General features: G+C 63.1%; 18 protein-coding genes. 4 read left to right on the top strand and 14 right to left on the bottom strand.

Annotated elements, in window-relative coordinates; genetic code table 11:
• Positions 1-118 precede the first annotated feature (118 nt).
• A complete protein-coding gene (locus SB659_RS12220) occupies positions 119-1903 on the bottom strand; it encodes a glycerol-3-phosphate dehydrogenase/oxidase (protein ID WP_410550591.1) in 1785 nt (594 codons plus the stop codon).
• Positions 1904-2024: 121 nt separating this feature from the next.
• On the opposite strand from SB659_RS12220, the gene SB659_RS12225 reads away from it, so the two are divergent.
• From SB659_RS12225 to SB659_RS12240, 4 genes are all read left to right on the top strand, one after another.
• Entirely contained in the window at positions 2025-2984 is a 960-nt protein-coding gene (locus tag SB659_RS12225) for a sugar-binding transcriptional regulator (RefSeq protein WP_410550592.1), read from the top strand.
• 81 nt (positions 2985-3065) lie between these two features.
• Positions 3066-3956: an aldo/keto reductase gene (locus SB659_RS12230; protein WP_284977942.1), complete on the top strand. Its 891-nt coding sequence runs from the start codon at positions 3066-3068 to the stop codon at positions 3954-3956.
• A gap of 10 nt (positions 3957-3966) precedes the next feature.
• Entirely contained in the window at positions 3967-4911 is a 945-nt protein-coding gene (locus SB659_RS12235; RefSeq protein WP_284977943.1) for an alpha/beta fold hydrolase, read from the top strand.
• Positions 4908-5990 carry a glycosyltransferase family 4 protein gene (locus SB659_RS12240; protein ID WP_284977944.1) on the top strand — a complete coding sequence of 361 codons (1083 nt, stop codon included), beginning with the start codon at positions 4908-4910 and terminating at the stop codon, positions 5988-5990. The genes SB659_RS12235 and SB659_RS12240 overlap by 4 nt, the downstream gene beginning before the upstream one ends.
• Positions 5991-6000: 10 nt before the next feature.
• On the opposite strand, the gene SB659_RS12245 is transcribed toward SB659_RS12240, so the two are convergent.
• The 13 genes from SB659_RS12245 to pyrR form a co-directional block, all read right to left on the bottom strand.
• Entirely contained in the window at positions 6001-8097 is a 2097-nt protein-coding gene (locus SB659_RS12245; protein ID WP_284977945.1) for a primosomal protein N', read from the bottom strand.
• A 166-nt stretch (positions 8098-8263) separates the two neighbouring features.
• Entirely contained in the window at positions 8264-9493 is a 1230-nt protein-coding gene (metK, locus tag SB659_RS12250; protein WP_284974564.1) for a methionine adenosyltransferase, read from the bottom strand.
• Positions 9494-9567: 74 nt separating this feature from the next.
• A complete protein-coding gene (gene coaBC / locus SB659_RS12255; RefSeq protein WP_410550593.1) occupies positions 9568-10818 on the bottom strand; it encodes a bifunctional phosphopantothenoylcysteine decarboxylase/phosphopantothenate--cysteine ligase CoaBC in 1251 nt (416 codons plus the stop codon).
• Between the two features lie 37 nt (positions 10819-10855).
• Positions 10856-11116, bottom strand: coding sequence for a DNA-directed RNA polymerase subunit omega (gene rpoZ, locus SB659_RS12260; RefSeq protein ID WP_017197559.1), 261 nt, complete (start codon positions 11114-11116; stop codon positions 10856-10858).
• A gap of 39 nt (positions 11117-11155) precedes the next feature.
• Positions 11156-11728, bottom strand: a complete 573-nt coding sequence (gene gmk, locus SB659_RS12265) for a guanylate kinase (RefSeq protein WP_284974562.1) — start codon at positions 11726-11728, stop codon at positions 11156-11158.
• Positions 11729-11748: 20 nt separating this feature from the next.
• A complete protein-coding gene (mihF, locus tag SB659_RS12270) occupies positions 11749-12075 on the bottom strand; it encodes an integration host factor, actinobacterial type (protein WP_410550594.1) in 327 nt (108 codons plus the stop codon).
• A gap of 100 nt (positions 12076-12175) precedes the next feature.
• Positions 12176-13048, bottom strand: coding sequence for an orotidine-5'-phosphate decarboxylase (pyrF, locus tag SB659_RS12275; RefSeq protein ID WP_410550595.1), 873 nt, complete (start codon positions 13046-13048; stop codon positions 12176-12178).
• A complete protein-coding gene (carB, locus tag SB659_RS12280; protein ID WP_410550597.1) occupies positions 13041-16349 on the bottom strand; it encodes a carbamoyl-phosphate synthase large subunit in 3309 nt (1102 codons plus the stop codon). Before carB ends, pyrF begins: the two co-directional genes overlap by 8 nt.
• On the bottom strand, positions 16349-17599 hold the full coding sequence (carA, locus tag SB659_RS12285) for a glutamine-hydrolyzing carbamoyl-phosphate synthase small subunit (RefSeq protein WP_410550598.1): 1251 nt from the start codon (positions 17597-17599) through the stop codon (positions 16349-16351). The genes carB and carA overlap by 1 nt, the downstream gene beginning before the upstream one ends.
• The gene (locus SB659_RS12290) at positions 17580-18101 is read right to left on the bottom strand and encodes a hypothetical protein (RefSeq protein WP_410550599.1); all 522 of its coding nucleotides are present in this window, start codon (positions 18099-18101) and stop codon (positions 17580-17582) included. The genes carA and SB659_RS12290 overlap by 20 nt, the downstream gene beginning before the upstream one ends.
• Entirely contained in the window at positions 18101-19468 is a 1368-nt protein-coding gene (locus SB659_RS12295; protein ID WP_410550600.1) for a dihydroorotase, read from the bottom strand. Before SB659_RS12295 ends, SB659_RS12290 begins: the two co-directional genes overlap by 1 nt.
• Entirely contained in the window at positions 19468-20496 is a 1029-nt protein-coding gene (locus SB659_RS12300; RefSeq protein ID WP_284974555.1) for an aspartate carbamoyltransferase catalytic subunit, read from the bottom strand. The genes SB659_RS12295 and SB659_RS12300 overlap by 1 nt, the downstream gene beginning before the upstream one ends.
• Complete coding sequence (gene pyrR, locus SB659_RS12305; RefSeq protein WP_410550601.1) at positions 20493-21077, bottom strand: bifunctional pyr operon transcriptional regulator/uracil phosphoribosyltransferase PyrR; 585 nt, start codon at positions 21075-21077, stop codon at positions 20493-20495. The genes SB659_RS12300 and pyrR overlap by 4 nt, the downstream gene beginning before the upstream one ends.
• Between the last annotated feature and the right edge of the window lie 88 nt (positions 21078-21165).

A 21165-nucleotide genomic window follows, 5' to 3' on the forward strand; every position in this document is an offset into this window, starting at 1 on the left:
AGGCTGTTGGGACGGCACATCATCGGTACCGTTCCGGTGCGGAGGACCAGCTGGTCCTCCTACCCCATTTCCGCCCCTACCGCATTTGGGGCGGTCAAGCTTCTTGCCTCGCCTGCGCTCAGGCTACGAGGCTGTGCACCTCTACTTTGTGGAACCTGCGAAGTACGTCCTGGGCGTGACGGATTTCGGTTTCCCGGCGTGCAGGGTCCCATCCCAAGGGCTGGGCGATTGCTGCGGCAATCTCGTTGAGCAACTCCCCCGTGACCAGGCCACGGAAAGCCAGGGATGTCCTGCGGATGAGTACATCCACCAAGTGCCCGATCTGCTCATGCTCAGCCATGTAGGCCAGCTCGCGGACGCTCAGCTCACGGGTTGAGCGCAGCGGCGTGTCGTGCCCGGCCTTCAGGTATTCGATGACTGCCTCCGCCCGGGTTCCGTATCGTGTCAGCAGGACCGCTACCCGATCGGCGTCCAGGCCCGGGCCCATGTGCTTCTTGATCCATTCCTGTTCGGCTTGCACCGATGCAGGGAAGCCGGCACCGCCGCCGATGGCGAGCTTCGCCGTCGAGACCTTCCGTTCCATGCCGAGTTCACGGAGGACATCGTTGGTCATGTGTTCCGCCAAGGCGCGGAAGGTGGTCCATTTGCCGCCTACGAGGCTGAGTACGACGCCGTCCTTACCGCCAGGCGTTGCTACGCCATCACTGCCGGTGCGGACGCTGCGTTCGATCCGGTAGTCACGCGAGACGAAGCCGGGTTGGGTTGCATCGTGGCGCGGCAGTGGACGTACACCGGCGAAGCTGTAGACGATCTGTTCGCGCTCCACCTTGATAGTGGGAAACACATGGCCCACCAGATCGAAGAAGTAGTCGATCTCCTCCTCCGTGCACACTGCGTCTTCGGACATATCAGCGTCCACATCCGTGGTCCCAACAAGTACGCGATCACCCATCGGGTAGATGAGGACGATGCGACCGTCCGTGTGTTCGAAGAAGATTTCCCGGCCATTGCAGGCAGCGAGCAGCTCAGGGTGGTCCAAGACAATGTGCGAGCCCTTGGTGCCACCCATGTATTTGCTGGCAGCGCCCATGGCGGCGTTGGTGAGGTCCACCCAAGCACCCGTGGTGTTCACGATGACGTCAGCCTGGAACTCGAATTCCTTGCCGGTCAGCTCGTCCCGGAGGAGAACTCCCTCCGCACCCATCGACACCAGGGAGACGTAGTTGCTGGCACGGGCACTTCCTCCCGGCAGCCCGCCGCCGCGGCCTGCCTTCTCGCCGTCCTGCAGGACGTCAAGGGTCAAGCGCTCGGGGTTATGGACCGAGGCATCAAAGTAGGTAGCCGCGTACTTGATACCGGAGTGCAGCTTGGGAAGCTCAGCCAAGGCTTTGCTCCGGCCACGGAACTGGTGGCGCGGAACGCTGCCGCCGTCGCGTGAGAAGAAGTCGTACATGCTCAGGCCGACTTTGATGAGGAACGCACCGCGCTCCTTGGGCTTGCCCTGCTTGTGCGTCAGGAAGCGCATGGGCGCTGAGAGGATTCCCGAGAAGGTGCTGAAAATGGGAATGGTGGTCTGCAGCGGCTTCACGTAATGCGGAGCGATTCGCAGAAGCCTGTTGCGCTCCACCACGGACTCCTGGACGAGGCGGAACTCGCCATTTTCCAGGTAGCGGATCCCGCCGTGGATCATGTGCGACGATGCGCCGCTGGCACCCTGGCAATAGTCGCCGCGTTCCACAAGGGCGACGTCCACTCCCTGCAGTGCCAGATCACGGAAGGTTCCGACGCCGTTGATCCCACCACCGATGATGAGCACCTTCGCTGACGGCCGCTCCTGCAAAGCCATGACGGAATCACGCTGTGCTGCGTGGCCGGAGGTACCTGAATTCTTGTTGTGTCCCAAAACTGCTCCTTGGGCTCGGCTCGTGCGCTGCGAGGCTCGCTGCTGCACCGTTCACCACTAATCTGGCTAAGGTGGAAAATGGAGTCAAGCTATTTGCACAAACGTGCAGTAAGGATATGAGATGGCACGATCACGGCACGCAGATGCGCTCCGAGCTGCACAGATGTATTACTTGCAGGACCTGACCATGGACGCGATCGCCCGGGAACTCCGGACATCCCGCTCCACGGTGTCCAGGCTCCTGTCCTCCGCCAGGGAAACCGGCCTGGTGCAGGTCCAGATCAGGAGTCCTTTTGACACAGGTCCTGAGCTGGAAAGCCAGATCCGCAGCCAATTCGGCGTCGACGTCCACGTCGTTCCCGTACTGGACACGCTGAACGAAGCAGAGACGTTGGACCGCGTGGCCATGCAGGCCGCAAGGACCATCGGACCCCTGGTGGACTCGAATGCCATCATCGGCGTGGCATGGGGCGCGACGCTCAGCGCGGTCAGCCGCCAGCTCACGCGCAAGATCACCCACGACAGCATCGTGGTGCAGCTCAACGGCGCTGGAAACATGCAAACCACAGGGATCACCTATGCCAGCGACATCATGCGCCGCTTCGGAGCCGCTTACGGTGCGCGGGTTGAACAATTTCCCGTCCCGGCCTTTTTTGACCACGCCGCAACAAAGACAGCTATGTGGAATGAACGCAGCGTTCAACGCATCCTGGACCTTCAAGCCCGGATGAGTATCGCCATCTTCGGTGTGGGCACCGTCCATTCCGATTACCCGAGCCACGTCTACGCCGGCGGCTACCTCGACGAACAAGACCTCGCAGTCCTGGCGGCGGACGTCGTGGGCGATGTAGCGACCGTGTTCTTTCGAAGCGACGGTTCCTCAGACGGCATCACGCTCAACGAGAGGTCAACCGGACCGAGCCACGAACAACTACGACAAGTCCGACGACGGATCTGCGTGGTGTCCGGGGCATCAAAAATCAACGGACTACAGGGGGCGCTTGCCGCAGGTTTGGCCACGGACCTGATCCTCGACGAAGCCTCTGCCCGGCGCTTGGTCTCCTCCGCCCACGAGGGATAGGTTTCGCCTTAACCCGCGACGTGACCCTCGGCAGCACCAGCTTCCGGAAATAACATCGCGAGGTATAGGTAGAGTCGTGCTATGAGATTTCCTGCCCGAATGGCACTAAACAACGGCGTACAGATGGACCGCCTGGGGTTCGGACTCTACAAGGTACCCCCCGCTGATGCCGGGTCGCTCGTGGCAACGGCACTTGCCGCAGGGTACCGGCGCTTCGATACAGCCGCCATGTACGGCAATGAGGTGGGCGTTGGCCGCGGAATCGGAGGGGCGATCGGCGATGCCGCACAAGCAGATTCCGCTGTTGGGACTACAGGCGGCTCCGGTGAAGCCGTCCACAACCTGATGCGGGAAGACGTGTTCGTGACCACCAAGGTCTGGAATGACCACCACGGCTACGATGCCACGCTCCGGGCCTTCGACACCTCCATTTCCAATCTGGGACTGGACTACATCGACCTCTACCTCATCCACTGGCCGTGCGCCGGCAGGGGACTCTTCGTCGAGACCTACAAAGCCATGGAGACGCTTTATCGCGAGGGCAAGGTACGCGCGATCGGCGTCTCTAACTTCCAGCCAGGACATCTTGAAGAGCTCATGCAAAAGGCCGAAGTGGTCCCAGCCGTCAATCAAGTCGAGCTGCATCCATGGTTGCAGCAGACCAGCTTGCGGACACTGCACGAACAGCTTGGCATCGCCACTGAAGCTTGGAGCCCGCTCGGCCGGGGCCAGGTCTTGGCTGACCCGGCCATTGTGTCGCTGGCACACAAGCATGCCCGGACGCCGGCCCAGATCATTCTCCGCTGGCACCTGCAACTGGGGAACCTGGTCATTCCCAAAGCAAGCTCGGCGGAAAGGATCAAGGAGAACTTTAACGTCTTCGATTTTGAGCTGGACTCCGGCGACATGGATGGAATCGCCGGACTCGAACGCCACCATCGCACGGGGTCGCACCCGGACAACGTGAACTAGGAGCAGCCACATGGAAAAGGTGGACACCGCGAACTTCTCCCATGGCGGGCAGACCCGCAGCGAATTCTTCAGCGCGTCCCTTGCAGGGAGGACGCACGCATTGGAAGTGACTGTTGATGGCAGCAACGTAGCCTATTGGACGTACGAACCGGTCACGCTGACGCCCCAAACACGCACCATCCTGGTTATCCACGGATTCCGCGGGGATCACCATGGCCTGCTGCGGGTCGCTGACCAACTACCGGAGATGCGGCTGATCATGCCCGACCTGCCTGCCTTCGGAAGCTCAGATCCTTTCAAGGGCGATGAGCACACCGTTGAACGATATGGGCGGTTCATTTCGGGCTTCATGAGCGCCCTCGGACTAGGCCCCAAGACGGTCTTGCTCGGGCACTCTTTCGGCTCGATCGTGGCAAGCCACTTCGTGGCGGCCCATCCGGGCGCTGTTTCTCCCCTGATCTTGGTCAACCCCATCGCGGCTCCGGCGCTGGAAGGGCCTAAGGGCATCATGACCAAGCTCGCTGTTTTCTATTACCAGGCATCTGCAAAACTCCCCCGGCGGCTGGGATTGGCGATCCTGAGGAACCGTGCGATTGTCCGCGTCATGAGCATCACCATGGCCAAGACCAAAGACAAGCGGCTCCGCCGCTTCATCCATGGGCAACACGATGCCTACTTCAGTGCGTTTTCGGACAGGAAGAGCCTGCTCGAATCCTTCAAAGCCTCGGTTTCGGGCAACGTAGCGGAGGTCGCCGAAAAACTGGCGCTGCCCGTCCTGCTCGTCGCGGGCGAAAAGGACGAGATCGCCACCCTGCCCGACCAGTACAAACTGGTGAAGCGCCTACCCGACGCCAAGCTGGAAGTGATTCCCGGCGTCGGGCATTTGATCCATTACGAGACGCCGGCGCCGGCGGCTGCTGCCATCCGTACTTTCCTGGAGGAACACCCCGCGTGAAAATAGTCATCGACGCCCGCTTTACCAGGACGGACCACCACGATGGCATCAGCCGCTACGGGTCAAGCCTCATAGCCGCCACATCGAAGATCGCAGACGTCACCATGCTGATCAGCGACAAGCGCCAGTTGGCATTGCTTCCCGACGTGCCGTACGTCCTGATCAACAGCCCACTCTCGCCCAGGGAGTTGTTCGTGGCCCGCAAGGTCAACCCGCTTAACGCCGACGTCGTGGTGTGCCCCATGCAGACCATGGGCACCGTCGGCCGGAAGTACGGGTTGATCCTCACGCTGCACGATCTGATCTACTACGAGCACCCCGCACCCCCGGGATTCCTTCCCGCGCCTGTGCGGGTGCTCTGGCGGCTCTACCACAAGGCCTTCTGGCCGCAACGGCTGCTGCTGAACCGGGCCGACGTCGTGGCTACGATCAGCAGCACCACCGAGGCCTTGATTGCCAAATACAAGCTCACCAAGAGACCGGTGCGGATTGTCGGCAACGCCCCCCAGCCGGGACAAACCCCACGCGATCCCGCTGCAGGAGCGGAGAAGACCTTGCTCTACATGGGTTCATTCATGCCCTACAAAAACGTGGAAACCATGATCCGTGGCATGGCCGGGCTCCCGAGCTTCAGCCTCCACCTTCTGAGCCGGATCACGCCACAGCGACGCGAGGAGCTGGAGGCCATGATTCCGCATGGAGCTTCGGTACAGTTCCACAACGGCGTCACCGACGCGGAGTATGAAGAGCTTCTCAAAAAGGCGACGGCGCTCATCAGCCTCTCGCGTGCCGAGGGGTACGGCCTGCCACTGGTGGAGTCGATGGCGCTGGGCACGCCTGTGATCGCCAGCGACATCCCGATCTTCCGGGAAGTAGGCGGCGACGCCGTGAGTTACGTGGACCCGGAATCGTCCGCGGACTTCGCAACGGCAGTGACCGCCCTAGGTGATGACGTGCTCTGGCAAGAGCGCTCCCGCCAGTCCGTGGAGCAAGCGGCGGAATTCAACTGGCACGAATCCGCGCGGCAACTTCTTGCCGCCGCGGAGGAAGCTGTGGCCTTGCGGGGTAACAGGAAGTAGCGGGCTGAAACTAGAGGACGTCCACGCCGTCCAGGCGCAACTGCACCGGGCCCGAAGTTCGCTTGGCGGCACTGGCGGCCTTGACAGCCCGCATGGCGCGGGTGGTTTCCGCCGCATGGGCGTAAGGGATGAAGTACAGCGTCCTCACCTCGGCCTCAAGGTCAGCGCCCTGCCCCGCTCCGGCGAACAGGTTCACTGCGGCAGGCCCGGCAACGCGAAGTTTGGTCCCGGCGGGCAGCGCGACACCTGCCTCGAAGGCGTTCGCGAAATGCTCGACGTCGGCCCTGTCACCCGTGACTGAGGCCACCCGGACCGCTGGCGGGAGCTGGAGTTCCTTCCGGAGCGCCAGTTCTCGGGAAGCGTATCCAGCGGCGTCCCACCGCAACAATGCCCCGGTAGCTGAGGTGTCGTCCGCGGTAATGACCACGAGGCCGCCCTCTGTGGCTGGCCGCACCAGTGCAGCGGCATTAAACCAGCGGCGAACCGTGTCTTCGCCGGCCCGCAGGTTTTCCCGCCGAAGCAAGGAATTGCCGTCCAGCAGCAACGCAGCGGCATAGCCATTGGTGGCCACGGGCTCCGCCCCCACGGTTGCCACCACCAAGGCCGGCACGTCCGGCACGCGTGACTTCACCTGTTCCCCGGATGAGGTCACCACAGCGTGGCCGGGAAATGCCCGTCCCAGTTCCTCGGCAGTCCTGATGGCCCCCGTGGCTCCCCTGCGCAGCCTGGTCCCGTTACAGTGACTGCAACGCCACTGCGGTGCCGGGGTGGAGCACCACTTGCAGGCGGGCATCGCTGAGCCGCTGGAGACCGCCAAAGGGCCTTGGCAGGCGTTACAGCGGGCGAGCTCGCGGCATGTCTCGCATACGAGCGACGGCGCGTAGCCGGCCCGGGCCACCTGGACCAAAACGGGGCCACGTTCCAGGCCTTCCTTGGCTGCACGCCAGGCAGCCCCGGGCAGTCGTGCAATCCGGGCCAAGGGATCGCGTTCCTGCTCAAAGCTGTCTGCAGTGTTGAGCACCCTGGGCACCGTGGACCGCACGGTTGTCCTAGGGGCCTCAATGGGAACAGCCCACTGAAGCTCCACCAGGCGCTGAAGTTCGGTACTCCTGCTATGGGCAGCCATGAGGCATGCGGCGTTCTCCTGTTCGGCCCTGAGGAGCAGGACCTCACGTGTGTGCGCATACGGGGCCCGTTGCTCTATGTGGAGGTCGTCGCCGTCGTCCCAACACACCACCAACCCGAGGTCCCGAACAGGTGCATACGCCGCCGAACGGGTCCCGATGGCCACCCCGGCTGCCCCGGTCAGGACCCGGAGGAAGTTTCTGTACCGCGGAGTCTGGCCGTCGTCAGCAGTGAGACGAGCGACGTCCGACGGCGGCAAGAGCTTAGCCAGTGCCGCCTCCAACCGTTCAAGATCACGGTAGTCCGGCACCACCACCACCGCACCGCGTCCGGAGGATCGGACCGTGGCTACCGCGGTGGCCACCAGTTCGGGCCACCCTTCCGTCCCAAAACCCTGCAGGGCGGTCAGCACGGCCTTGGGTGAACCTCCGGCAGCAAGATGCTGCAGGTACGGTGTGCCGTTGGAGTAGTCACGCCAAGCCCGGGCAGGCACCGACAACGTTTCCGGCGCAGCCGTTTCAGCTTCTGCGTCTCCGGAAAGCAGTTCCTTCTCCACCTTGGCAACCCGTGGCGGAATCGCCGTCCGGAGGACATCGCTCAACGTTCCGGCGTACCGGGCGGCCACCGTGCCCGCAAGCTCGAGGACTGCGGGAGTGAGGACCGCTACACCGGACACCACTTTATGAAGCGGGGTCAGTGGGTGGGCGGCATCGGAGTCCGCGCGTCTCTCCACCAGATAGCCGTTCAACTCCTGCCCGTTGAACTTGACCTTCACACGTACTCCGGGAAGTGCGGCAGCGGACAGTTCGGCGGGGACGCTGTAATCGAAGGGCCGGTCCAGATGGGGCAGGCCGGACTCGAGAACCACGCGGGCCACTGGATTGTCCTCGGCCAACGGAGGACCGCTTGCCGGTGTCCGGTCCGGAAACCCTTGCAGCAATGAAGGCTGAAGCAGCGAAGACTGACCCTCGCGTACTGCCATATCCTTCACCTCCACGGCGTTTCTCGTGCGAACCGACACGGCCCTCAATGACGGATGCCCGCAGCGGGACGGACCCACTGCGGGCATCTCTCTGGCTCAAGCCAATCACGGGCCACTGACAAAACAGCAACCGGCTGCGACTAAGGCCAAGCAAGCACCGTACTGATCAGGCGTTGAAGTATTCCTTCAGGTCCGCTACGCGATCCAAACGCTCCCACGTGAAATCGGGCTCGTCGCGGCCGAAGTGGCCATGCGCAGCAGTCTTGGCATAGATGGGACGCTTGAGATCCAGGGCATCAATGATGGCCCGGGGACGGAGATCGAACAGCTCGTCGATAGCTTCGCTGATCCGGGCCGGGTCAACTGTTTCCGTCCCAAAGGTCTCAACGTAGGTACCCACCGGCCGCGCCTGGCCAATGGCGTAGGCAATCTGGATCTCGGCGCGCTTGGCCAGTCCCGCGGCCACCACGTTCTTGGCAACCCAGCGCATGGCGTACGCCGCGGAACGGTCGACCTTGGACGGATCTTTTCCGGAAAAGGCTCCACCGCCGTGGCGCGAGAACCCACCGTAGGTATCCACGATGATCTTGCGACCAGTCAGGCCGGCATCCCCCACCGGGCCGCCAATGACGAAGGCCCCTGCGGGGTTCAGGATGTTGGCCGTGCGCGATAGATCGAGGTTCGACGCGGACAGGACGGGTTCGATGACGTAACTGGCGAGGTCTGCCCGCAACTGATCCAGGCTCGCTTCTTCCGCGTGCTGGCTCGAGATCACAACCGTTTCAACCGAAACGGGTCGATCGCCGTCGTACCCTACCGTGACCTGGGTCTTGCCGTCGGGCCGCAAATACGCGAGTTCGCCGTTCTTCCGCACCTCGGTGAGGCGTTCGGAAAGTCGGTGGGCCAACCAAATCGGCGTTGGCATATAGGACGCAGTCTCGTCGCTCGCGTAACCGAACATCAGGCCCTGGTCGCCGGCGCCTTGGAGATCGTAGTCGTCCTCCTGGCGGCCTTCGCGGGCCTCAAGTGAGTTGAATACTCCGCCGGCAATGTCGTTTGACTGCTGGCCGATGGAAACGGAGACGCCGCACCGCGCGCCGTCGAAGCCATTGGCTGACGAATCGTAGCCAATGCCCAAAATCGTCTCGCGGACAATCTGCGGAATCTCGACGTAAGCATCCGTTGTGACTTCACCAGCCACGTGGACCAAGCCGGTGGTGGCCATGGTCTCAACGGCTACCCGCGATTCGGGGTCGGCGGCAAGCAGCGCGTCCAAAATGGCGTCGCTGATTTGATCGCAGATCTTGTCCGGGTGCCCTTCAGTGACAGACTCGGAGGTGAAGAGCCGGAGCTTGGGCGGGGTGCCATGGCGTTCATGGTGCAGCGGTAAAGTCACTCGACCACCTTACTGTGTTGCGGGACGGCGGCATCTGCCGTGTGTCCCTATGCGAAGAATTGGGGGCCGCCCGTTTAGGCGACCGGGAAATGTTGCGTCAGTTCCGATGCCACACGGTCCATGACGGCAGCAGCTACGTCCGCTTTAGATCCCGCGGCTGGCTGGGGTTGTGCACCGTGGCCCGAAAGTATCACCACGGAATTTTCGTCCTGGCCGAAGACGCGACCAGCACCCACCTGGTTGACAACCAACAGGTCACAGCCTTTGCGTTTGAGTTTCGCGGTGGCGTGCTCCAGGACGTCGCCTTGCGCATCACCGGTTTCCGCAGCGAAACCCACCACCAACTGCCGACCACCTTGGGTGTTTCGGCGCTCGACAAGTTCCTGCAGGATGTCCGGGTTCCGGACCAGTTGAATCACTGGCGCGTCCTCGCCGTCGACCTTCTTGATCTTGGTGTCCGAAACCGCTGCCGGACGGAAATCCGCCACGGCGGCAGCCATGATGACGACGTCGGAATCAACCGCCGCCGTCAGCGCTGCCTCGCGCAGTTCCAGGGCCGATTCAACGCGGACAAGCTCGACGCCGGCCGGTGGCTCGACGTCCATATGCGCGGCAATGAACCGGACCGTTGCCCCGGCTTCCAAGGCTGCGGCTGCCAGTGCGACCCCCTGCTTTCCGGAGGAACGGTTGCCGAGGAAGCGCACAGGGTCCAGGGCTTCCCTGGTTCCACCAGCGGATATGGTGACTGAGCGTCCGGCAAGGGAGGTGCGCGGTGACGGGATTTCTTCCGCGGCCAGGGCAGCTTCGGCCAAAGCCAACGCTGCGGCGAAGATCACTTCCGGCTCGGGCAAGCGTCCCGGGCCGGAGTCGGCACCGGTCAGGCGCCCGGAGGCCGGTTCGAGAACCGTTACACCACGGCTGCGCAACGTCTCCACATTGGCCTGCGTTGCGGCGTGCTGCCACATCTCCGTGTGCATGGCGGGCGCGAACAGGACCGGACCGTGGGCCATCAAGAGCGTGGTGGTGAGCAGGTCCCCAGCCTGCCCCGCGGCAGCCCTGGCGAGGAGGTCTGCGGTGGCCGGAGCGACGACGATCAGGTCGGCTTCATGCCCCAGCCGGACATGGTTCACACTCTCAACGGCATCGAACACGCTGTTGCTCACGGGGTTTCCTGAGAGCGCCTCCCAGGTGGCGACTCCCACGAACCGCGTAGCGGCCTCCGTGGGAATGACCGTGACCTCGTGTCCGGCTTCAGTAAAAAGCCGGAGGAGCGATGCAACCTTGTAGGCTGCGATCCCTCCCCCGACTCCGAGGACTATGCGCACGTGACCTCCGTCAGCAGGCAGTCTGTTGTTGTCCTGCTTATTCTGCCGGTTCGATCGGGGTGGAGACCAGCAGGCCCTCGTTGATCTCGCGGAGCGCGATGGACAGGGACTTTTCGTTCAGCTTGGTATCGACCAACGGACCAACGTACTCGAACAGGCCCTCGTGCAGCTGGGCGTAGTAGGCGTTGATCTGGCGGGCACGCTTGGCGCCGAAGATGACCAGGCCGTACTTGGAATCGGCAGCCTCAAGCAGCGAATCGATCGGCGGGTTGATGATGCCTTCAAGGTTCGTGGACACGAATTCTCCAAATTCTAGCGGGCCAACAAATGCAAGCGCTTAGCGCCCGTGCGGGGTGAGCCCCATGAGTGAAACAAGCTCGTCTGCTGCCCGGCGAACGTCGTCATTGATGACGGTGTGGTCAAACTCCGGTTCAGCAGCAAGTTCCAGTTTAGCGGTTTCCAGCCTCCGCTGCTGCTCCTCCGCACTTTCTGTCCCCCGGCCAACCAGCCGACGAACCATTTCGTCCCAGCTGGGCGGAGCGAGGAAGACGAAATTCGCGTCCGGAACGGCAGCCTTTACTTGGCGGGCACCTTGGAGGTCGATTTCCAAAAGGACTGATTTGCCATCGGCGATGGCAGCATTGACCGTGCTGCGCAGCGTGCCATAGCGGTTGTGGCCGTGGACCACGGCCCATTCCAGCAGTTCGCCGTCAGCGACCAGTGAGTCGAATTCCTCGGCGGACTTGAAGAAGTAGTGCACGCCATCGGTTTCCCCCGGACGGGCCGCGCGGGTTGTGGCCGAAACGGAAAGCCAAACTTCCGGATAATTGTCCCTGATGTAGGTGGATACGGTTCCCTTGCCAACGGCAGTGGGGCCTGCAAGGACAGTCAGTCCGGGTTTCTTGCTCACGGATTCCTTCGGGAAATGCGTCAAACGCTTTGTTGGGTATCCATAAAATCTACCAGCGCTCGAGCCTGGTGAATTCCAAGCCCCTTGATTCGCCTGGACGCGGCGATGCCAATCTCGCCCATAATCCCGGCCGCCCGTACAGGGCCGATTCCCGGCAGCGCCTCCAGAAGCTCCACCACCCGCATACGCGCGATCGCATCATCGGTATCCGCCGAGGAAATCAGCTCCGCTACGCTCACCTCTCCGCGCTTGAGTTGTTCCTTGGCTGCGGCGCGGGTGGCCCGCGCCCGAGCCGCCTTCTCAAGCGCGTCGGAACGCTCCTGGGGCGTCAACTCCTTAAGGCCCACTGCTAAACCCCTGTCAGATCAGGCTTGTGATCCAGATCACGCGCGCTGATGCTGAACCTACCGTTAGGGACCACGTTTCGCAATGAGTAGAAGCAGCCGACTAGGAGCGGAGCCCCTCCAAGGTTGCTTGAGTGGCCTCGCGCAGGGCCGCACCGGAGGGACCAGCCGCCAAGATCCCCCGGCTGGAGGTAGCCAGGACCGTCGGATAGGCCGCACCGAACGTTGCACGAAGATCAGCAGGCGTAGCGCCTTGGGCGCCAAGCCCCGGCGCCAGAATGGCTCCGCGAACAGGACCAAGATCGATGTCCAGGTCCTTGAGGGCAGATCCGATCGTCGCTCCAACAACCAGGCCAACAGAGCCGAGGCTGTCTTCGTAGCGTTGATTTTCGACGCCGGCAGCAGCCACGATGCGCCGGGCGACCGAATCCCCACCACCAACGTGCTGGACGGATTTGCCCTCAGGGTTGGATGTCAGGGCCAGCACGAACACTCCCCTGCCGTACTCCGCCGCAAGCTCCAGCGCCGGTCGCAGGGACCCAAAGCCCAGGTACGGGCTCAGAGTCACCGAGTCCGCCGCCAGTGCCGATCCATCGCGTAGCCAGGCATCGGCATATGCGGCCATGGTGGAGCCGATGTCCCCGCGCTTGGCGTCGGCGATGCTCAGGATGCCGGTATCCGACGCCGCGGCAAGCGTCCGCTCCAGTACAGCCATGCCAGCGGACCCGTGACGCTCATAGAGGGCCACTTGCGGTTTCACCGCGGCAGCGAGGGAACCCACGGCTTCCACAACGGTCAGGGAGAAGCGCTCCAGCCCCGCGGCGTCGTCGTTCAATCCCCACGCGGCCAGCAACTGCGGGTGCGGGTCGATCCCAACGCAGAGCGGACCGCGGGCAGCCATGGCCGCAGCCAGCCGGGAGCCGAAAGACTCCCGGGCGGGCTGCTGTGTGTCATTGCGGACGGTGGACTCAGGCATTGGCAGCTTCCACTGCCTTTGCCAAGTTGGCCGCGTGCTCCTGGAGGCTGGTGACTGACCACTCGTAGGTCCGGAGAGCCTCTATCGCCTGCACGGCGGCATTGAATTCCGCCACCGTGGTGATGCAAGGAATGCCAATGGAGGTCGCCGCGGCGCGGAGTTCATAGCCGTCGCTGCGTGCTTCGCCTCCGGAAGGGGTGTTGAACACCATATCGATCTCACCGGCAATGATGAGGTCGGCGATGGTGCCTTCGCCCTCGGCGCTGCTGCCCTCGGCGACCTTGCGGACCGGTGACGCTTGGATACCGTTACGGCGCAGGACATCGGCCGTGCCGCCGGTCGAAACGATCTCAAAGCCAAGATCCGAGAGGCGCTTGACGCCCATGATCACCGAGCGCTTGTCACGGTTGGCGACGGACACGAACACCTTGCCCTCGGTGGGCAGTGCATTATTGGCCGCCGCCTGGCTCTTGGCGAACGCGGTGTCGAAGTGCTTGTCGATCCCCATGACCTCGCCGGTGGAACGCATTTCCGGGCCGAGCAGGGAGTCCACAACCTTTCCTTCCGGCGTGCGGAAACGGCTGAACGGCAGGACAGCTTCCTTGACGGCTACCGGTGCGTCCAACGGCAGGGTGGAACCGTCGCCGGTTTCAGGGAGCATCCGGTATGCGCTGCGCAACTGGTTGATGGTGACGCCGGTGCCGATGAGCGCCGCGGCCTTGGCCATCTGCACGCCCGTCGCTTTGGAAACGAACGGAACCGTGCGGGAAGCGCGCGGGTTGGCTTCGAGGACGTAGAGGACATCGGAGGCCAGCGCGAACTGGATGTTGATGAGGCCCCGGACGCCGACGCCTTCGGCGATGGCACGTGTTGCCGTGCGGACCCGCTCGATCACGTTATTCCCCAGGGTGATCGGGGGAAGCACACAAGCGGAGTCACCGGAGTGGATGCCGGCTTCCTCGATGTGCTCCATGATGCCGCCAAGGTACATGTCAGTACCGTCGAAGAGCGCGTCGACGTCGATTTCGACGGCGTCCTCCAGGAAGCGGTCAATCAACACCGGGTGGTCCGGTGTAATTTCGGTGGCATTGGCGATGTAGCGGGAGAGGTTGGCTTCGTCGTAGACAATCTCCATGCCGCGGCCGCCCAAAACGTAGGACGGACGAACCAGCACCGGATACCCGATTTCGTCGGCGATCAATTTTGCATCCTCGAAGGAAACAGCGGTGCCGTTCTTGGGGGACGTCAGGCCGGCCTCATCCAGCACACGGGCGAATGCGCCGCGGTGCTCGGCGAGGTCGATGGCTTCCGGCGACGTTCCGAGGATGGGAACACCGGCGTCCGCCAGCTGCTGGGCCAACTTCAGCGGGGTCTGGCCGCCGAGTTGAACGAACACGCCCATCACTCCGCCGGTCCGTTCCTCGGCCGCGATGACCTCCAACACGTCCTCAAGGGTCAGCGGCTCGAAGTAGAGGCGGGTGGAAACGTCGTAGTCGGTGGACACCGTTTCCGGGTTGCAGTTGACCATGACGGTCTCATACCCGGCCTTGCGCAACGCCATCGAGGCGTGGACGCAGGAGTAGTCGAATTCGATGCCTTGGCCGATGCGGTTCGGGCCGGAACCAAGGATGATGACGGAAGGCTTGGAGTGCAGGCCTACCTCGTCTTCCTCGTCATAGGAGGAGTAGTGGTACGGCGTGTAGGCCGCGAACTCAGCTGCACAAGTATCCACAGTCTTGTAGACAGGCCGGATACCCAACGCCTGGCGCACACCGCGGACCACTGCCTCATTGTTGTGGGTCAGTGCGCCGATCTGCTCGTCGGAGAAGCCGTGGCGCTTGGCGGTGCGCAACATCTCCTCGGTGAGGACGCCTGCCTTGCGAATCTCTTGGGCCGTCTCGTTGAGAAGCTGCAACTGGTCCAGGAACCAGGGATCGATCTTGGTTGCTTCGAAGAGATCCTCCACCGAGGCTCCGCCCAAAAGGGCCCGCTGAACCTGGTACAGGCGGTCGGTAGTGGGGCGCTTTGCCTTCTCGATGAGCTCGGCAACTTCGTACTCGGGCACTGGGCTGAAGTCCAGCTGCGAGCCCTTCTGCTCCAATGACCGCAACGCCTTCTGGAGCGCCTCAGTGAAGTTACGGCCCATGGCCATGGCTTCGCCAACCGACTTCATGGTGGTGGTCAGCGTGTTGTCCGCGGCCGGGAACTTCTCGAACGCGAAGCGCGGGACCTTCACCACCACATAGTCCAGCGTCGGCTCGAACGACGCCGGAGTCTTCTGCGTGATGTCATTGGGGATCTCGTCCAAGGTGTACCCAAGGGAAAGCTTGGTGGCAATCTTGGCGATGGCGAAGCCTGTTGCCTTGGAGGCCAGGGCGGAGGAACGGGATACGCGCGGGTTCATCTCGATGACCACCACGCGTCCGGTGGCCGGATCGATGGCGAACTGGATGTTGCAACCACCGGTGTCCACGCCCACCTCGCGGATGACGGCAATGGAAACGTCGCGCAGCTTTTGGTACTCGCGGTCGGTCAGCGTCAGTGCCGGCGCCACCGTGATGGAGTCACCCGTGTGGACGCCAACAGGATCGAAGTTTTCGATGGAGCACACAACAACGACGTTGTCGTTCTTGTCGCGCATCATCTCGAGCTCGTATTCCTTCCAACCGAGGATGCTCTCTTCGAGCAGGACCTCGGTGGTGGGGCTGTACTGCAGGCCCTGGCCCACGATGCGGCGGAGGTCATCCTCGTTGTACGCAAGGCCCGAACCCAGGCCGCCCATGGTGAAGGACGGGCGGACAACCATGGGGTACCCGAGGTCTTCCGCGGCGACGAACGCCTCATCCATGGTGTGGATGATGTGGCTGCGTGCCGACTCGGCGCCGCAACGCTCCACTACGCCTTTGAACTTCTCACGGTCTTCGCCAAGCTCGATGGCTGCGATGTTCGCGCCGATCAGCTCGACGTTGTACTTCTCGAGCACACCGTTCTTGTCCAACGCGATTGCCGTGTTCAAAGCTGTCTGGCCACCAAGGGTGGGCAGAATGGCATCCGGGCGCTCCTTGGCGATGATCTTTTCCACCACCTCGGGAGTGATGGGCTCGACATAGGTGGCGTCGGCAAACTCGGGGTCGGTCATGATGGTGGCCGGGTTCGAGTTGACCAGGATGACGCGCAGGCCTTCGTCCTTGAGGACGCGCAGTGCCTGGGTTCCGGAGTAGTCAAACTCGGCCGCCTGGCCAATAACAATGGGGCCGGAACCGATGACCAGGACGCTCTTGAGATCTGTACGCTTGGGCATTACTTCTTGTCCTCAGTCTTGGATTCGGTGGCGACGGCAGCGCCGGTTGTTTTCGATTTGGTGTCGGCCATGAGGTCGATGAAGCGGTCGAAGAGGTACGCGGCGTCGTGCGGACCGGCGGCAGCCTCCGGGTGGTACTGGACCGAGAACGCCGGGATGTCCAGGCACGCAAGCCCTTCAACGACGTCGTCGTTCAACGACACGTGGCTGACTTCCACCCGACCGTAGCGTTCTTCCGGCGCAGTTGTGGCACCGTTGAGCGGTGCGTCGACGGCGAAGCCGTGGTTCTGCGAGGTGATTTCCACCTTGCCTGTGCGACGGTCCATGACGGGCTGGTTGATGCCACGGTGCCCGTAGCGGAGCTTGTAGGTGCCGAAACCGAGCGCGCGGCCCAGGATCTGGTTACCGAAGCAGATACCGAAGTACGGCACCTTTTCATCCAGCACTGAGCGCAACAGAGAAACCTGGCGGTCCGCGGTGGCGGGGTCGCCTGGGCCGTTGGACATGAAGAATCCGTCAGGGTTTACTGCCTTGACGTCTTCGACCGTAGATGTGGCGGGCAGGACGTGGACCCGCACCCCACGCTCGGCAAAGCGCACCGGCGTCATGGCTTTGATGCCGAGGTCGACGGCGGCAATCGAGAACCGCGGCTCGCCTTCCCAGCCGTGATCCTTGGGCTCAACGACGTAAGCCTCGTCAACGGAAACTTCCTCGGCCAACGCCGCACCTTCCATGGGGGCGCTGGCCAGGACGGTAGCGAGCAGTTCTTGCTCGGATGCCTGGGCGGCCTCACCGGAGAAGATCCCTGCACGCATGGTCTTATGTTCGCGAAGGTGGCGGGTGATGGCGCGGGTGTCAACGCCCTGGATGCCAACGACTCCCTGCTCTGTCAGTTCATCGTCAAGGCTGCGCTCTGAGCGCCAGTTCGAGGGGCGGCGGGCGGCGTCGCGAACGATGTACCCGGCCACCCAGATGCGCCTGGACTCGGCGTCCTCGCTGTTCACGCCCGTGTTGCCAATGTGCGGCGCCGTCTGGACCACCAACTGACGCGCGTACGAGGGGTCGGTAATGGTCTCTTGGTAGCCGGTCATGCCGGTGGCGAACACGGCCTCACCGAGCGCCGTTCCCTGGGCGCCGTAGCTGCGGCCGCGGAACACGCGGCCGTCTTCGAGCACCAGCACTGCGGCTGAGGGGGTGGGGGTGGTGGCTGCTTTACTATCCGTCACTTTATTACTTTCCACTATCGGCATCTGCCTGAGGGGCTGCGGAGATCAAATTATGGAGGGCTTGGAGGAGGTACTTCTTGTCGGCCGCGCGCTTGGATCGGAATCCGGTGTCCAGCTCCCGGGTTCCGAGTTTCCAGTTGATGACCAGGAGCCCATCCTTCTCGACGAACTTTCCGGCCATGCCGCTTGCTTCGCGGCTTTCGACGATGGCGCTGGCGGGGATGAAAACCGGGGCGGCGCCCCTGCGGTCGAACAGCACGCCTTCGGCGTGGACGCTCAACTCGGCGTTGGTACGGATGCCGAGGCCCTGGACCGCGATCCGGTCCAGCCAGTCCCCGCCTGTGGTGGTGACAACGTACTGGCCATCCGCGACGACGGTGGCCGGCGTCAGTTGTTGCGGCACCTCCGGGAGGCGTTCGACGTCGGACTGTCGCCTCAGGCGGCTCCGCCACCCAAGCCAGATCAACGCCAGAACGACGGCGATCAGCGGCACCGTGATCAGCACGGTCAGTGTCTGGTTGGTCATTACTTGCTGCTGACTCCCCCGGCGGCACCCATCGGTTCCTGATGTGCCGGGTAGCGGTACGGCGTGTTGAGCTGTCCGTCCAGCACAGTGGGGTGTCCTTTGAAGAACGTTGCCACCACGGAGCCAGGCAGTTCCTTGCCCTTGAACGGTGAATTGCGGCCCATGGTGGCCATTTTATGGGGGTCCACCGTCCAACGCGCAGCCGGGTCCACCAAGATGACGTTGGCGGGTTCGCCAACTTCCAGTGGACGGCCCTGGTCAGAGAGCCTGCCAATCACCGCGGGGGTGAAGGATGTGACCCTGGCAAAGTCCGCCCACGTCATGAGGCCGGTTTCGATCATGGTTTCCTGAACCACGGACAACGCCGTCTCGAGGCCCGTCATGCCCATGGCGGCCTGGGCCCATTCGCATTCCTTGTGCTCGCTGGGATGCGGCGCGTGGTCCGTGCCCACGACGTCGATGGTGCCATCGGCCAAACCCTCGCGCAGCGCCTGCACGTCCGCGTCGGTGCGAAGCGGCGGATTGACTTTGTACACGGGGTCGTAGCTGCGTACCAGTTCATCGGTCAGCAGCAGGTGGTGGGGTGTCACCTCGGCGGTGACGTTGATACCCCGGGCCTTGGCCCAACGGACAATCTCCACGGATCCAGCGGTGGAGACGTGGCAGATGTGCAAGCGTGAACCAACGTGCTGTGCGAGGAGCACGTCACGGGCAATGATGCTTTCTTCGGCAACGGCGGGCCAGCCTGCCAGGCCGAGCACGGCGGATACTGCGCCCTCGTTCATCTGCGCGCCGGCGGTCAGGCGCGGTTCCTGCGCGTGCTGGGCCACCACGCCGTCGAACGCTTTCACGTACTCCAACGCACGGCGCATCAGCACGGGGTCGTGCACGCAGATGCCGTCGTCGGAGAACATCCGCACCTGGGCGCGGGAATCTGCCATCGCACCGAGCTCTGCGAGTTGCTCACCGGCCAGCCCAACCGTGACCGCCCCCACTGGACGAACGTCCACCCAGCCAGCTGCGCGGCCCAAGCTGTGAACCTGCTCCACGACGCCTGCCGTATCGGCCACAGGATTGCTGTTCGCCATGGCGTGGACGGCCGTGAAGCCGCCCAGGGCTGCTGCGCGAGTACCGGTTTCCACCGTTTCGGCGTCCTCGCGGCCCGGCTCGCGAAGATGCGTGTGGACGTCCACCATGCCGGGAAGGGCCACGAGCCCGGCGGCGTCAATGACGGTTGCGTCATGGAACCCTGCAGCGCCGGAGAGGTCCTTTCCGCGGGCCGAGATGAAGCCGTCCCGGATCAACAGATCCTCCGGGTCACCGCCCAAAACGGCAGCGCCCTGGATCAGGTAAGTGTTCTCAGCCATCAGTTGCTCTCCTTGCTGGACTGGCCAGCGAAAGCCAGTGTCGCTGCGTTCGTTGAGGCTGCTTCGCGGGAGTCCCCGGAGAGCAGCAGGTATAGGGCCGCCATGCGGACCGAGACGCCGTTGCGAACCTGCGCAAGGACGGTGGAGCGCGGCGAATCGGCAGCAGCCGAAGATATTTCAAGCCCGCGGTTCATCGGCCCGGGATGCATGATGATGGTGTCTTTCATGCCAAGGTCATCCAAGGCACGCAGCCTGGCGTCATCGAAGCCCCAGCGGCGCGAGTATTCCCGCGTTGAGGGGAAGAACGAGGCATTCATCCGCTCGCCTTGGACTCGCAGCATCATCATGGCGTCGGTCCCGGCTTCGAGCGTCTCGTCCAAGTTGTAACTCACCTTGCACGGCCAGTGTTCGACGCCGATCGGCAGCAGCGTGGGCGGCGCCACCAACGTAACCTCCGCACCCAGGGTCTTCAGCAACCAGACATTGGACCGGGCGACGCGCGAGTGCAGAACATCCCCCGCGATCGCTACGCGCATCCCTTTGAGGTCAGCCGCGACGGAAGCCGTCCCGTTGACCCGGGACCAGTGCCGCCGCATGGTGAAAGCGTCCAGGAGGGCCTGGGTGGGGTGCTCATGGGTGCCGTCCCCGGCGTTGATGACGGCCGCATCGATCCAGTCCGTGGCCGCCAATCGGTGTGGAGCTCCGGAGGCCCAGTGCCGGATGACGACGGCGTCCGCACCCATCGCCGCCAGTGTTTGGGCGGTGTCCTTGAGGGACTCTCCCTTGGAAACTGACGATCCCTTGGCCGCAAAGTTGATGACGTCCGCGGAGAGGCGTTTGGCTGCGGCTTCGAAGGAGATGCGGGTGCGGGTGGAGTCCTCGAAGAAGAGGTTGACCACGGTCCGGCCACGCAAGGCCGGAAGCTTCTTGACTTCACGATCGCCCACGGCGGACATTTCCTCGGCCGTATCAAGGATGCGAATGGCGTCCGAAGCGCTGAGGTTTTCGGTAGAGAGGAGATGTTTCACTGACCGGCCTCGATCACGACTTCGTTGACGGGCATGCCATTCACCGAGTCGATTTCCTCAAGGCGGACCCGGACCTTCTCCGACGAGGATGTGGGCAGGTTCTTGCCCACATGATCAGCACGGATTGGTAGTTCGCGGTGCCCTCTGTCCACCAATACTGCCAAGCGCACTATCCTGGGACGCCCGAGGTCAACCAAGGCATCAAGTGCGGCGCGGATGGTGCGGCCGGAGTAGAGGACATCGTCAATCAGCACCACCACTTTGTTGTCGATGCCTGACAGAGGCAGGCGAGTGTGGTGCGGTGGCCGCGTGGGCTGGTGCGAGAGGTCGTCCCGAAACATGGTGACATCCAACTGGCCCACAATGGTCTCTGCGGCCACTGATGAATCCGCGGCAGCGATCTTCTCGGCGAGCCTCACGGCCAAGGGATAGCCGCGGCTGGGAATGCCCAACAAAACCAGGTCCTGCGAGCCCTTGTTGGCTTCAAGGATCTCATGGGCGATACGAGTCAGCGCCCGGTCAATGTCCGCTTGATTGAGAACAATCCGCGACGGTACCTGCGCTGAAGTGACTTCAGTCATCGCTCGTCTCCCCTTTCCCCGCCTCACGGGACGGAATTAAAAAAGGAATATTTGCACGTTCAAGGTATCACAAGGCAAGGCCTGGGCC

Origin of the sequence: Arthrobacter sp. SIMBA_036, from assembly GCF_046535135.1 — a bacterium.
In the GTDB taxonomy this organism is placed as follows: Bacteria; Actinomycetota; Actinomycetes; order Actinomycetales; family Micrococcaceae; genus Arthrobacter.

Bases quoted from the DNA above. Each gene is read 5' to 3' on its own strand.
- pyrF (WP_410550595.1), bottom strand. From the start codon at position 13,048: ATGCCTGAGTCCACCGTCCGCAATGACACACAGCAGCCCGCCCGGGAG.
- SB659_RS12245 (WP_284977945.1), bottom strand. From the start codon at position 8,097: ATGGCAGTACGCGAGGGTCAGTCTTCGCTGCTTCAGCCTTCATTGCTG.
- SB659_RS12230 (WP_284977942.1), top strand. From the start codon at position 3,066: ATGAGATTTCCTGCCCGAATGGCACTAAACAACGGCGTACAGATGGAC.
- carA (WP_410550598.1), bottom strand. From the start codon at position 17,599: ATGCCGATAGTGGAAAGTAATAAAGTGACGGATAGTAAAGCAGCCACC.
- SB659_RS12235 (WP_284977943.1), top strand. From the start codon at position 3,967: ATGGAAAAGGTGGACACCGCGAACTTCTCCCATGGCGGGCAGACCCGC.
- SB659_RS12290 (WP_410550599.1), bottom strand. From the start codon at position 18,101: ATGACCAACCAGACACTGACCGTGCTGATCACGGTGCCGCTGATCGCC.
- carB (WP_410550597.1), bottom strand. From the start codon at position 16,349: ATGCCCAAGCGTACAGATCTCAAGAGCGTCCTGGTCATCGGTTCCGGC.
- SB659_RS12225 (WP_410550592.1), top strand. From the start codon at position 2,025: ATGGCACGATCACGGCACGCAGATGCGCTCCGAGCTGCACAGATGTAT.
- SB659_RS12295 (WP_410550600.1), bottom strand. From the start codon at position 19,468: ATGGCTGAGAACACTTACCTGATCCAGGGCGCTGCCGTTTTGGGCGGT.
- pyrR (WP_410550601.1), bottom strand. From the start codon at position 21,077: ATGACTGAAGTCACTTCAGCGCAGGTACCGTCGCGGATTGTTCTCAAT.